Here is an 11,396-nt window from a genome sequence, read left to right as displayed (position 1 = left end):
GTATTTGCCGTCCGCAGTGATGACGAACGAACCGCGTGGTGTGTACTGGACCGCTCCCCCGCTATACATGGAAGCGGTGCAGCCATACTTGCCGAGCACTGGTTTAGCGGTCTGCGCCGCAGCCAATTGGCTTCCTGCCATGGCCAGTAGCAAAGCCCCCATAAGGAAGGCATGTGCGGTCCTGCATCCCAATTGTTGCTGTTTCATTATTCCATTCCTCGCTGGTTTTCCGTGCGATCCAATGTCGCGCAGTCGAGATCTTACTTTATCGTGCGGAATCAAAGTCTTGCCAGTCCGACGCGAACAACACACGTGTCCGTCCCACTGCCATAGAACGCCGCCCGCCACTCATCCACGGGCGGCTCAAGGGCGCTCACTGTGTGATAGCGTGCGAGCGCAAGTGTAGGAAAGCTGCTGAGGAGGAAGATGACTAGCCGACAGCCGAGCCAATGACACAGCTTGCCTGCTAGGCACCGCTGTCCAGGAAGCGTCGCCATAACAGCGTATTTCGATAGGTCGACAAAAAAGAAATAATGGCCGCAGAGCTGGTCGAAGGCGAATGAGTTCGACCGAGGGATGCTGTCATGAATCAATGCAAGCATGACGACGGTTTTCGCATGAGCGATACGCTCTGGGAACAAATGGAACCGTTGTTGCCAGCAGCGAAATCGCATCCGCTGGGATGCCACCGGCCGCGCGTACCCAATCGTGCGGCGATGGACGCGATCCTGCTGGTGCTACGCACAGGTATGCAGTGGAACGCCCTCGATAGCACTGGGATCTGCACCTGTTCGTCGGCGTACCGGCGATTCCGGGAATGGATTGATGCCGGGGTGTTTGCGAAGTTCTGGCGCCTGGGGTTGCTGGAATATGACGAGTTGCAGGGCATCGACTGGAGTTGGCTGGCAATGGACGGCGCGCTGACGAAGGCGCCACTGGGCGGAAAAAAAAACAGGACCGAATCCCTGCGACCGCGCCAAAGGCGGCGTCAAACGCAGCATGCTCACTGAAGCTGCTGGCGTTCCGTTGGCTGTCGAGGTGGCACCCGCGAACCGACATGACATGAAGCTGGTTGCTGCCACGCTGGCGGGAATGATGTGCGCTCGGCCGGTGAATGGCCGCAAGAGCGAGTTGTGTCTAGATCTGGGCTATGACTACGACGAGGTGCGACGCATCGTCAGCATGGCCGGGTTCGAACCGATCATTCTTGGCCGGCGCGATGAACGGGAGAACAAGAAGCAATGTGGTGTACGTGCCCGGCGCTGGGTGGTCGAGCGTACCCATAGCTGGCTCAACCGGTTTCGCCGGCTGCTCGTGCGATGGGAAAAGCGCGAGGATACCTATCTCGCCATGCTGCAGTTCGCGTGCGGTCTCATTGCTTGGCGCTCCGCCCTATCGAAATAGGCTCTTATTCCGTGCCGCTAAACCTTCATCAAAACCCGCGTATGCTGGCGAAGTGAGCAAACCCAAGGCCAGAACACATATCGATACTGCACCCCATTTGAAATGCTTTAAACGGGTAGACACCAAGAAATTCAAAGAGCTTTCCATAACGCGCCTTAAAAAATTTTTATTAATTTAACTTTTCGCCAGTCAGCACCAGCAGATCACCAATGGATGTAACGCAGCCGACGCGAGTTTCCTGGTTATTAATCGCTCACCTGATCATACGGAACAGTTATCCGGGCGATCACGCCGCCCTGTTCCCCGGTAATCAGGGACAACACCGCCTGCTCGCCATAGAGTATTGCCAACCGCTCGCGCACGTTGCGCAACCCGATGCCGGTGCCTTTGGTCGTTGTGGCGGCCTGTAAGCCAACCCCGTTGTCCTTCACCTCGACAACCAGCCGGCCCGAATCAGAGCCGTCGATATAGGCACGGGCCGACACGCTCACGGGCCCGATCTTGGGTTCGACGCCATGCTTGATCGCGTTTTCCGCTAGCGTCTGCAGCAATAGCGGCGCGAAGGGAACCCCGGCCAAGGACTGCGGGATATCCACATCGACGGTCAAGCGCTCGCCCATCCTGAATCGCATGATGGCCAGGTATTCCTGCACCGCCTCCATTTCGCAACCCAGCGTGCTGCTGGCTTCCTGCGTGCGGGATTGCGCCCTGCGCAGGTAGCCGATCAGGTGCCCGGTCAATTCCACAGCGTCGGCCGGCCGTTTTTTGGCCAGGTATTGGACGTGCGACAGCGTGTTCCATAAGAAATGCGGTTCAATCTGGGCGCGCAGGATCGTCATTTGTGCCTCGGCCAGCGCACGATCGCGTTCGGCGACAGCCGCTGTGGCCCTGGCAGCGGCCAGTTCGGCAGCGCCCGCTTTTTTGAGCTGGTCGGCATAGCGCCACCCCGCGCGAACCGCAATGGCCAGTGCAACGCCCAGGAAGACGAATACCACCACGTCGGCGGCGCGTGCGCCGGACAAGACTGTCTGTGTCAGCGACACCGGAAGCAGAGATTCAACGGCGTAAGCGAGCGCGAACACGACAATGCCCAGTACCGAGAGCTCCGTGATTGCGCGCAGTGAGGCCACGGCGGCTGTACCGACGGCACCGACTGGTTTGGATGTTGCAATGAGCAATGCAAACAGGAGCGCTGCAAGCGACATTCCCGCGACGACGCCGGCCGGCGACATCCCAGTACCAGTGGATTGCCCTGCGAGCCATTCTGCACTCGACAGGAAACCCAGTACCAGCAATGCACTGATGGCGACCGCCACGCGGGACGTTTTCCAGAAGGAGATCATCTACATGGCCCGGAACAGGTGGTGATTCGGTTGCGAGACCTTGAGCCGTTCGGGACGTCCCTTCATTTCCACGTCCAGCGCTTCGCCGTTGCGGTGGATCACCTGGATGAAACGACGGTTCACTAAGGTCCCGCGGTGAATCTGCAGATAACTGTCCGCATTGAGCTGTTCGGTCAGCTGCTTGAGCGACAGGCGGATCAGCCCCTCGAAATCCAGGGCCACCACCTTGGTGTACTTGGTATCGGACTCGAAATACACGACATCGTCGATATGCAGCATGCGGATCTGCTGGCCGACTGCCACCTGCAACCACTCGAGGGTGGCACCGCCGTCAGCGTGCGCCGGCTCCGGTCCCGGCCCGGCGTTCTGGACCGGCACGCCGAGCCGGGACAATGCCGCGGCCAGCTGACCCATGTCTGCCAGCGCGTTGTCGGTCGTAGACTTTTTCAGCTTGGCGGCCACCCGTGCCAGGCGCACCGGGTCCACCGGCTTGAGCACATAGTCGACGGCGTTCGCATCGAATGCGTCTAGCGCATGTGCGTCGTAGGCGGTCACAAACACCACATTGCAGGGGACGGTAATCGCATGGGCGACTTGGAGCCCGGTCAGGCCGGGCATGCGGATATCCAGAAACGCGATCTGTGGCCGGCGGGTTACAATCAGCGTGAGCGCCGTCGGGCCATCCTCCGCCTCCCCGATTATCTCGAGTTCAGGCCAGAGGGTTTCGAGCTGCTCGCGCAGCATCTCGCGCATGTGCGGTTCGTCGTCGGCAATAACAGCGGTGACCATAAGCGCCTGTAGTTAGTTGCAAAAGAGCAATGATATGCGGAGTGCGCCGTACTGGCTACTGAGGCGTGGGCGACAGCAGCACATAGACGCCAGGAGCAGGGCTGCTGGTGGTCACAGACCAGTTTTCGCCGGCATCAGCCACCGACGGCTGCACGCAGTTCCATTGCGTGGCCTTTGGTGCGAGCCGGCAAATCGACAGGGTCTGCGGGGCGGCGAAACTCGCCTTGTCGATGACGAAGTACACGACGCCAGAAGCCGGGGCAAAGTTGCTGACCAATTCGAAGCCGTCAACTGGAGTTCCCTGCAGCTGCGACACCGGGACCTTGCTGCTCCAGTAACTCGTCCAGATCAGTGACGATTGCGGCTGCGGTAGCGTGGGATAGCCCGGACTCAGGTCGATGGTCGGCGGCGTATACACGCGCGCCGTTTCGGTCACGCACCCCACCGAGCGGGGACTCAGCACGGTCGGGATCGCCACCCCCATCTTCCACTCCGGTTTGGCGTAGCCGCTCGACACGACCGGTCCAGTGACACCTTTGTAGTTGGTGAACGGGACCGACATTGTCAGCGGCGTCGACCAAGCATGGGCGCTCCCTGCCGGTGAAATGATGGTGCTGCCGTAATAGACCGTGCCGGCGCCCTGGAGCACACCGTAATTGCTGCTCCAGCCATCCTGGGTGGCATCCATGCCAGTCGGCGCGGTGATGCCGCAGTAGGACATCATGTCGTCATAAGCAGCGGCATCGGCGACCGGCGCGCTGGGAGCGCCCGCGCCCCCGCCCAATGCGCCGGCGCCCCCGCCACATCCTGTCAGGGCGAGCGCTGTGCCCAGAGTGGCCAGATAGAGCGCGTGTTGTGCGAAGTTCGGCAATGTCATGGTTTTTTCTCCCGGTTGATTGATGGCGCCATCATCCGCATCCGGCACAGGTGCTTCATCCGGTTTGCGACGAATCCGGGCCGCAGCGGGAGGAAACCGGGCATCTGAAGGATAAACCCCGGCCGACATTGAGCGGATTGCACTGGAAAGCCCAACCCCGTCTGTTATACTTTTGCTCATTAGTAACATTGGAACGGCCACCCGCCTGATTGCGCCCCGATGGTCACATCTGTTTCACGGTACACTCCCCAGCACCGCGCCGGTGTCTCACCGCAACGATGGTTCCCGCCCAAGCGCATGATCCTGACGGTCGTTGCGATCACCGCTATGTCGTCCCCGCATGCAGGGGAAGCGCCGGTAACCAGTACCGACATGGACGCGGAACAGTGGCAGACGGTCGAGCGGCTTTTGCGGTATGACGCCGTGATGGGCAAGCCCTTAGCGCCCGACATCGGCTTTTGCGTTGACAGCAAGGTTGTTGGGGCGCAGGCACTTCTAATGCCACCAGCCGATCGTGCCTTCGCTTCGGCGCGTTTCGAGGCTCAGGTAAGCCAGGCAGCGGAGGGGTGCATCAGCAGCGCCTCGCGTGATCCTGGCTCGACCCGCTTTGTTGGTGAAATCGTCGCGTCGCTCATGACTGCCAGGCAGCGCCGCATCGCGCTGGAAACCGAGCGCGCGCGCGAGTGCCTGGCGTCCTCTGCGGACGTGCAAACCCTCAAGGGCTGTATTACGAAAGCGCGCGGGCAGGCGCTGGCGGAGAGCGACTGGAAACGCTGGGTGACGTTGTACGAACAGGCCCGCAAGCAGTAATGGGGCACGAGACGTTTTTACCCCGGCGGCGCTTGGGACTGGTGGCGATCGCAGCTCTGCTGCAGCCGGGACGTGTCCTTGCCGACAGGTTCCCCGCTCCGCAATCATTTCTTGGCCCTAACGTCACGCCTCTCTCGGCGGCCGCAGACACGCCTTCATACAACATAAGCGCCCATTATTGGCGGCTACAGACGCTGGTACGACCCGCGTTATTGTTCCTGCAAGAAAAAAAATTCACTCACGCCTTAAAACTGCTTACTGAGGCGCGGGCTTACATTGAAGAGGACCCTAAGGAGCGATGGCCCTTTCGCCTCTACGTATTCCCCGCGTTTGGATTCACGCTGCTCGAACTCGGGCGCAACGAGGAAGCCGTGGAAGTGCTGTCGCAGGCATTACAGGTCTATGAACGGGTCCAGGCCGAAAACCTAACCACTGTCAAGCAGGTCCTCGCCCGCCTGGAAAACAACGAAGGAAAGGACGCGATCAGGCTGGAATTTAATCGACAACTATTGACGATCGTTACCACGCCGTCCGGCCCCCTTTCGAGGGTGGCCGACCTGATGTTCGATCGCAAAACCGGTGCGGCGGACTTCGTTTTCTCACTGGGCCGGGCCTTTCGCGAAACCAACCGCACGCCGGAGCTGGTATCGCTGTATGAGAAATATATCAGGCCGCAGGACGGGATAAAAATTGACAGCAATGCGGCCATCACCCGGGAGTATCGGTTGTTTAAGTTCGCGGTGCTCCTCTTCCAGGCCGGCAGGCCGGATTTAGCGGAGAAGGCACTTGAACTGACCCTGCAGATGAATACGGATCGCTTCCGCCAGGTGCGCATTGCGGGCGCGCCTGTGGAGCTGGTTTGGTCCTCCTTCATCAGGCAACGAGTCATCGCGTCCGCGTTATTCCAGGTGGCCAGCCAGACTGCCCTGGACGCGCCGAAATCCGTTCAACTACTGACGCATCTGCTTCGTTCGAAAGGTGGCGCCGTTCGCTATTTCGAGCGACTCAATCAACTTCTGTACCGGTCTGACAACGAAAAGGTGCGGCGCCTACGCACTCAAATCTTCGCAATCGAAGACCAAATGGCCGCCCTTCCGGCTACGCAGGCGGGGTTGAAGCTATTGCTTTACTATGCTGCGCAGCATGGCTTTCACACGATTGAGGCGATCCGCGAATTGGACGCGCCCGCTTCGCTCGATTTCGACAGTTTCAATGCTCTGGACCTGCCGCAATTACGTCGCAATCTCCACGGCCAGGCTGTAATCGGTTTCATCCTCTACTCGCCACTTGCCACGGACACGTTCGGCGTTGCACCGACGCGCTACCTGCGCTATTGCATCACGGCAGACCAGGTCCAGCTGCAGGATGTCGGGGAACAGCGTGGGCTCGACCGGGCCGTACGGGCCTTCCGCATGGATCTGATCAGTGGTGACAACGGGACTCAGACAGGAAAGGTGCTCGCGCAACGACTGTTAAGCGGCCTGCCGCGCAGTGTCGAAACGGCGAAACAGTGGATCATCGATCCGGATGGTGCGCTCTGCCTGGTTCCATTTGAAGCGCTACCGGAGCTGGATGCTCGCCCGGGGATCGTGCTTCGTTCCTATCGTTATGTGACGTCGCTCGAACAGGTCCAGGCACTGCCGCCACAAACCAAACAGCAAGCCCGCGCGGGGATCATTGCGAACCCCGCGTATGGCAGCCACGAACCCGATTCCTCCGCAGCGAACGGACAGACGCGGTTCCTACAATCCGCAAACCTGTTAGATCTGCGCGACATTCCGGTGACGGCATTGCCGGATACGGCTCAGGAAGCCCAGGCCGTGGCCGGCGCGCTTGCACGCATCGGGATTTCGGCAGAGCGGTTCGAAGGTGCGCGCGCGACCAGTGAAGCGCTGCGAACCCTGCAATCGCCAGCCGTACTGCACGTCGCGTCGCACGCGATGATTTTTTCGCCGAACAAGATGGACAATGACGGTGCCATGGATGACCCCTACCGCGCGGTCGACCTGGTGCTCCCAGGCCGTCATGCCGGTCTGGTGCTGTCCGGCGAAAACGGACCGGAGCTCCTGCTAGCCAAGGACATTGCGCGCCTGCCGCTGCAGGATACCGCACTGGTCGTCCTGTCTGCCTGCAACACCGGCAACGGAGATGTGGTCCAGGGCGAAGGTGTCGCCAGTCTGCGCCGTTCGGTCGAGCTTGCGGGCGCCAGAAGTTCGGTGACGTCTCTGTGGGCCGTCCCGAGCCAAGCGACAACTGAACTGATGGCCTCGTTCTACCAGAACATCAGCCTCGGACTTCCACTGGCGGAGGCGCTGCGGCAGGCCAAGCTACAAAAGGCGCGGCAGGGGCGTCCTCCGGTAGAGTGGGCGGGGTTTCTATTAACCGGGCGCGACGGCGTTCTTTTAGGTGGCGCTGCCGATACCACCTAGCTTGCGCACTCACACTTGAAGGATTACACCAGCTTCGCCCTCGAAACATTACAGATTTGGGCGCGCGACTGCATCGATGAACTACCGCGACTGCCTCCCTGCGCCGAGCAAGACATAGCTTGGGCCCGAGCATATTTATCACGATGTGCTGTCGCATCGCCAAGCAACGTTGCTTGGCGCTTTACCGTGGGTTTCAGCTCTCGCCCTCCAAATCAAAGGTGCGGCCACCGTACCCCGCGCATCTGGGGCGTGACGACCGCTAACACATGGGACGTACGCGTCTTGTACGTGGGTGGCGAAGGAGAAAGAAGTGGCCTTACTCGGCTATAGGGTTGCCCGTGATCCGCGCCAGCCCCGGCCAGCGCTCCCACCCCGGTCTGCGATCCATGTCATCTGCCCCGGGCATATAGCCTTCGCAACGCTGGGGAATATTGGTCACCGGTTCATAGACCCGGCTCGCAACAATCTCACCACGGCGTGCTGCGAGGCACAGCCCGCGAGGCGTAAGGTTCGCGCACTGATCGCAGCGACGCCGGTCGTCGTCAATAAGGGCGGGACGGACTGTCTCATCAGCCCAACGCAGAAAATAGCTACGCGCCTGCGCATCGCCACGGCACTGTTCCAATACCGCACCGATGACCTCCTTGTCGGTTTCACCAATATGCGCCAGCCAGGCCCGGATCGCGTGCTCTTCGGCTCCCGTCAGGTCAACGATATTCGGAAATTTCTGAAAACTCCCTTCCGGGGTACTGCCATTACTGCCGTTAGAGCCTCGCGCAATCATCGCCTCGCCCGGATCAAGCACTGCCATTACTGCCGTTGGATTTCTTTCGGCAGTAACGGCAGTAGTCCGACCGCGATGCGAGGGGAACTGCAACCATGACGGGTCGAAGCGATCATTCATGTTCGCTCTCCGGCTTGCCTGCCTTCACCACTTTCGGATTGATGAAATAGCGCACGGTGCGCCGCCCGCTTCCCGGCCCCGTGCCGCCGGTCTCCACTCCCAACAACCAGCTCTCATCCTCAAGCCAGTCGAGCGCGGCCTGCACGGCCTCGTCGGTGGTCAGGCCACGCCATTGATTTCGGCGCAGATCACGGGCCGTAAAACCGTCTGGCAGCGCATCTTGGCGCACCTTGTCAGCCAGTGTTTGTGCCGCGCGAAGGCCAGCGTCGGCTAGCAAGCCATAACAGCGCCGCGCGTGGGCTTCCAGGTAATCGCACCACGCTGCCGCGCGAAGGGCGGCTTCCACCGTCACAGCGCCATATTGCCCGGTCGCCGCGCAATCGACCAAATGCAAAATGAGCGCCAGCGCCGGAAACAGCTTGTCGAATTTGGCCAAATGCTGGGCGATGAGCGGGTTATCCTCGCGAGCGAGGCGCGAACAATGCAAATCGTGCGCCCACTTAATGTAAATTTCCTGCGCCGCCTCGCTAAAACGGAAATACGGGAATTTCACGATCTCATCAGCAGGCGCGGCTCCCCACGCCACCGAGTCAAACACGGCCAGCTTCTCAAACACCGCAAATGCCTGGTTGCGCGCTTCCTTCGCTGGCGCACGGTCACGCCACTCCCAAGCGCGATGGTCGGGATAGACGAGCATCTGAAAGCGCTGCAGCATCCCGTCGTTCGCCAGCGAGTGGGCCGCCTGTTCCAGGTAACCGATCAGCTTTTCCGGCTGAATGCCGCCGAAAACCGACACGCACAAGTTGGGGATGATGATGGAGCCGCGTCCGATGCGGTCGGTGTCAAAGCTGGAGTTTCCGTTCCACGCCTCCAAATAGAAGGCGCGGTCGCCCTCGCACCCCTCGCGGTCCCAGGAAGCGATCAAGCCGACCAGTTCATCGCGCAGCACCAGCAATCCCGCCGGATTGTCGCGAAGCAATTCACCCAACTTTTCGACGGTCGTGTCGTTGGACTTGTAGCGACGCAGTACCGGCTCCTCCGGCGCCTGCTGACGATGGCCTTGCAGTTCCTTGGCGAGGCTGTCCAGGTCGCCTTTTTTCGGATCCTTTGCCGCCGCTTTGATGCGCGCCTCGATGGCGTCCCGCTTTGCCTCGAAAATCATCTTGTCGGCATCAAATGCCTCCAGGTCCGCCTGATGCGCCTCCCTTGCCTGCGCGATCAGGCGCTCCAGCGGTTTCAGCGCCGCGCTGATCGCTGGAGATTTCTTTGCCGAAGGCAGCCCGACAATTCCGCCCCAGAGGTTGGGAACAATGAGCCGGGTGTCGAGCATTTTGGGTTTAATGGCACAACGTGCGCCGACGACTGTACCGAGCGCAACCAGCACCGTATCCGCAATGAAATCCGGAGGACACGGCATGCGGTCCGCCTCGTCCATGACCCAGCCGCGCAGCGGCGTGGGCAGCAACGCGTCGGGGTCGAACGCGGGAACGGGGTGCAACGGTGCCAGGATCGGCTTCGGGTCCGGCCAGTCGGAAAATACCGCCGTGCCTGAGGCGCGGGCGGCAGCAAGTTTCGGCGACGGCGTAAAGCTGACGGTGGGCAGAGCCACAATATCCACCGCCGTCGCATTCGGATGCAATTCCAGCCAATTCACGGCGTCGCCCTTCGGAGGCAAGCTCAGGGCCGCCACGTCCACCAGGCGCACCGAACAGCCGAGATCAATTAACGTGCCGGCCACGGCTTGCGCATAGCGCTGCCCGGCCTCGTCGTTGTCCGGCCAGATGATGACGGCACGGCCAGCGAGCGGGCGCCAGTCCGCCTTGCGGGTGGAATCGGCTGCCCCGCTTGTGGTCGCAAGCACGCCGGATTTCGCCAGCGCGTCAGCGCACCATTCCCCCTCGCACACCATCACCGGATCATCGGGGCGTGCAACCAATTCGTGCAAGCGATAAAGCGGCTTGCCCGCCTGATAATTGGGTTCACCCAGGGAGTAGTCATCGCCGTTACGCTTCATGGGCCTGATCCACTTGTCGCCGCTGTCCGGGTGCTTCAGGCGGATGACCCAATGCAAGGGATGGCCGTCCGCCCTGGAATATTCATGCAAGGCTTGCGGCGTGAAGCCTTCACCGATGGCCGGCTTGGCAAAGCGGTATGCGGCTTGTTGTGGGGTTTCGGTCATTTCGGCAGTCCCCACGCACCCAGCGCGCGTGCCGCGGCGACGAAGGGCAAGTTGTAACGCTGCATGTGAAAGGCGAGAACATCGCCGCCATGAGCGCTGCAAACCATGCAGCGGAATGCACCAGTCTCGGTTTTCACTCGGAGGCTGGGCGTGCTGTCATCGTGAAACGGGCATACCGCGGACTTCCACTCGCCGCCCCCCTTCAGCACCAGGCCCTGTTCCTGATAATACTTGGTGGGCAGCGGAAGCCGGTCGCGTCTGAAGGCGCACACCGGCTTGATTACGCCCGACGAAGAGCTTACATAGCGCATCGTAAACTCCTCCTAGTACGCGACCTTGCGGGCCGCCATCAGCTCCGCTACCAAGGCGCGGATTTCATCGTCGTTCTTGCCGGCAATACGCGCTGCATTCAGCGCGTCGACTTCATATTCCGGCCAGCCAACGGCACGCAAGCCGATAGGCACTGGCGGGGTGAACAAGCCCTGCTGGATGTCCAGGTAATGCGCGGCGCGGGAGCGGCCGCGGCGTTTGAGTACGACGGGAAGGCGAAGAATCACCAGTGCGAGCAGTACGCTTTGGATTTGTTTCGTCATAATGGCTCCTTGTTGATCGTCCCCGGCCTATCCGGGAACAAGGAGCCATCCTGAAGCTGTAAGCCAAC

11 protein-coding genes are annotated in these 11,396 nt (G+C 60.8%); 3 read left to right on the top strand and 8 right to left on the bottom strand.

The window, feature by feature from the left end:
- Positions 1 to 207: hypothetical protein (locus TSA66_RS15490; RefSeq protein WP_198358826.1), on the bottom strand; the 207-nt coding region annotated here is incomplete at its 3' end.
- A gap of 410 nt (positions 208 to 617) precedes the next feature.
- Here TSA66_RS15490 and TSA66_RS26290 point away from each other — a divergent pair.
- Positions 618 to 1,404 (top strand): IS5 family transposase gene (locus TSA66_RS26290; RefSeq protein ID WP_408639505.1). Its coding sequence is split into 2 segments (ribosomal slippage): positions 618 to 946 and positions 945 to 1,404, totalling 789 coding nucleotides; the frame shifts between segments, so codons are not numbered across the junction.
- 245 nt (positions 1,405 to 1,649) lie between these two features.
- On the opposite strand, the gene TSA66_RS25660 is transcribed toward TSA66_RS26290, so the two are convergent.
- The 3 genes from TSA66_RS25660 to TSA66_RS15465 are packed head-to-tail and all read right to left on the bottom strand — an operon-like array spanning position 1,650 to position 4,413.
- Positions 1,650 to 2,747 carry a sensor histidine kinase gene (locus TSA66_RS25660; RefSeq protein ID WP_052452367.1) on the bottom strand — a complete coding sequence of 366 codons (1,098 nt, stop codon included), beginning with the start codon at positions 2,745 to 2,747 and terminating at the stop codon, positions 1,650 to 1,652.
- The gene (locus TSA66_RS15470; protein WP_040040634.1) at positions 2,748 to 3,536 is read right to left on the bottom strand and encodes a LytR/AlgR family response regulator transcription factor; all 789 of its coding nucleotides are present in this window, start codon (positions 3,534 to 3,536) and stop codon (positions 2,748 to 2,750) included.
- 55 nt (positions 3,537 to 3,591) lie between these two features.
- Entirely contained in the window at positions 3,592 to 4,413 is an 822-nt protein-coding gene (locus tag TSA66_RS15465; protein ID WP_157691715.1) for a hypothetical protein, read from the bottom strand.
- Positions 4,414 to 4,632: 219 nt separating this feature from the next.
- On the opposite strand from TSA66_RS15465, the gene TSA66_RS15460 reads away from it, so the two are divergent.
- Both TSA66_RS15460 and TSA66_RS15455 read left to right on the top strand, forming a co-directional pair.
- Positions 4,633 to 5,223, top strand: coding sequence for a hypothetical protein (locus TSA66_RS15460; RefSeq protein WP_157691714.1), 591 nt, complete (start codon positions 4,633 to 4,635; stop codon positions 5,221 to 5,223).
- Entirely contained in the window at positions 5,223 to 7,652 is a 2,430-nt protein-coding gene (locus TSA66_RS15455; RefSeq protein ID WP_084199648.1) for a CHAT domain-containing protein, read from the top strand. Before TSA66_RS15460 ends, TSA66_RS15455 begins: the two co-directional genes overlap by 1 nt.
- A 316-nt stretch (positions 7,653 to 7,968) precedes the next feature.
- On the opposite strand, the gene TSA66_RS15450 is transcribed toward TSA66_RS15455, so the two are convergent.
- The 4 genes from TSA66_RS15450 to TSA66_RS15435 are packed head-to-tail and all read right to left on the bottom strand — an operon-like array spanning position 7,969 to position 11,328.
- Entirely contained in the window at positions 7,969 to 8,556 is a 588-nt protein-coding gene (locus TSA66_RS15450; RefSeq protein WP_157691713.1) for a hypothetical protein, read from the bottom strand.
- Positions 8,549 to 10,735 carry a YfjI family protein gene (locus tag TSA66_RS15445; protein ID WP_052452366.1) on the bottom strand — a complete coding sequence of 729 codons (2,187 nt, stop codon included), beginning with the start codon at positions 10,733 to 10,735 and terminating at the stop codon, positions 8,549 to 8,551. Before TSA66_RS15445 ends, TSA66_RS15450 begins: the two co-directional genes overlap by 8 nt.
- Positions 10,732 to 11,046: a CHC2 zinc finger domain-containing protein gene (locus tag TSA66_RS15440; RefSeq protein WP_040040629.1), complete on the bottom strand. Its 315-nt coding sequence runs from the start codon at positions 11,044 to 11,046 to the stop codon at positions 10,732 to 10,734. The genes TSA66_RS15445 and TSA66_RS15440 overlap by 4 nt, the downstream gene beginning before the upstream one ends.
- 12 nt (positions 11,047 to 11,058) lie before the next feature.
- Positions 11,059 to 11,328, bottom strand: a complete 270-nt coding sequence (locus tag TSA66_RS15435) for a helix-turn-helix transcriptional regulator (protein ID WP_052452365.1) — start codon at positions 11,326 to 11,328, stop codon at positions 11,059 to 11,061.
- Between the last annotated feature and the right edge of the window lie 68 nt (positions 11,329 to 11,396).

The sequence above is a fragment of the Noviherbaspirillum autotrophicum genome (assembly GCF_000818395.1).
Taxonomy (GTDB): domain Bacteria; phylum Pseudomonadota; class Gammaproteobacteria; order Burkholderiales; family Burkholderiaceae_D; genus Noviherbaspirillum; species Noviherbaspirillum autotrophicum.
Note: the sequence above shows the minus strand (reverse complement) of the source record. Positions and strands in the feature narration are given on the sequence as shown.

What these genes read in the sequence shown, in the direction of transcription:
- TSA66_RS15435 (WP_052452365.1), bottom strand. Translation starts at nt 11,328, where the DNA reads ATGACGAAACAAATCCAAAGCGTACTGCTCGCACTGGTGATTCTTCGC.
- TSA66_RS15440 (WP_040040629.1), bottom strand. Translation starts at nt 11,046, where the DNA reads ATGCGCTATGTAAGCTCTTCGTCGGGCGTAATCAAGCCGGTGTGCGCC.
- TSA66_RS15470 (WP_040040634.1), bottom strand. Translation starts at nt 3,536, where the DNA reads ATGGTCACCGCTGTTATTGCCGACGACGAACCGCACATGCGCGAGATG.
- TSA66_RS15445 (WP_052452366.1), bottom strand. Translation starts at nt 10,735, where the DNA reads ATGACCGAAACCCCACAACAAGCCGCATACCGCTTTGCCAAGCCGGCC.
- TSA66_RS15455 (WP_084199648.1), top strand. Translation starts at nt 5,223, where the DNA reads ATGGGGCACGAGACGTTTTTACCCCGGCGGCGCTTGGGACTGGTGGCG.
- TSA66_RS15450 (WP_157691713.1), bottom strand. Translation starts at nt 8,556, where the DNA reads ATGAATGATCGCTTCGACCCGTCATGGTTGCAGTTCCCCTCGCATCGC.
- TSA66_RS15460 (WP_157691714.1), top strand. Translation starts at nt 4,633, where the DNA reads ATGGTCACATCTGTTTCACGGTACACTCCCCAGCACCGCGCCGGTGTC.
- TSA66_RS25660 (WP_052452367.1), bottom strand. Translation starts at nt 2,747, where the DNA reads ATGATCTCCTTCTGGAAAACGTCCCGCGTGGCGGTCGCCATCAGTGCA.
- TSA66_RS15465 (WP_157691715.1), bottom strand. Translation starts at nt 4,413, where the DNA reads ATGACATTGCCGAACTTCGCACAACACGCGCTCTATCTGGCCACTCTG.